1 protein-coding gene is annotated in these 575 nt (G+C 69.2%); it reads left to right on the top strand.

The window, feature by feature from the left end:
• The coding region (locus tag AACR77_RS14070; RefSeq protein ID WP_042882380.1) for a sigma 54-interacting transcriptional regulator at window positions 1–569 on the top strand (569 nt) is incomplete at its 5' end.
• Window positions 570–575 lie beyond the last annotated feature (6 nt).

The following is a 575-nucleotide window of genomic DNA, read 5'->3' as shown; positions in this document are numbered from 1 at the left end:
AGACCCGGCTGCTGCGGGTGTTGCAGGAGCGCGTCGTCACCCCGGTGGGCAGCCACAGACCCGAGGCGGTGGATTTCTGGCTGGTCAGCGCCAGCCATCGGGATCTGGCGGCCATGGTGGCGGTCGGCACCTTTCGCGAAGATCTCTACTACCGCATCTGCGGCTGGCGCCAGCAACTGGCACCCCTGCGGGCCTGGTCGGTGCCCGAGCGTCAGGGGCTGATCCTGAACCTGCTCGCCCAGATGGACCCGGCACTGCAACTGAGCCGGGAGGCGGAGCAGCGGTTGCTGGCCCACCCTCTGCCCGGCAACGTGCGCCAGCTCAAACAGGCGCTGGAGGTGGCCTGTGTACTGGCAGAGGGGCAGGGCTGGATTGAACCTGCCCATCTGCATCTGCCCGCCGTGGCGGGGGGTGCGAGCTCACCTTTGGGAGGGAATACCCTGCGCGAGCAGAGCCGGCAGCGGGTGCAGCAGACCCTGGCAGAGTGCGGCGGCAACGTGAGCGAGGCGGCGCGCCGTCTTGGCATCAGTCGCACCACCCTCTATCGGGCGCTGCGGGAGGAGGGGTGAAGGGTG

Source organism: Aeromonas sp. ZOR0002, assembly GCF_963866995.1.
Taxonomy (GTDB): domain Bacteria; phylum Pseudomonadota; class Gammaproteobacteria; order Enterobacterales; family Aeromonadaceae; genus Aeromonas; species Aeromonas caviae.
Note: the sequence above shows the minus strand (reverse complement) of the source record. Positions and strands in the feature narration are given on the sequence as shown.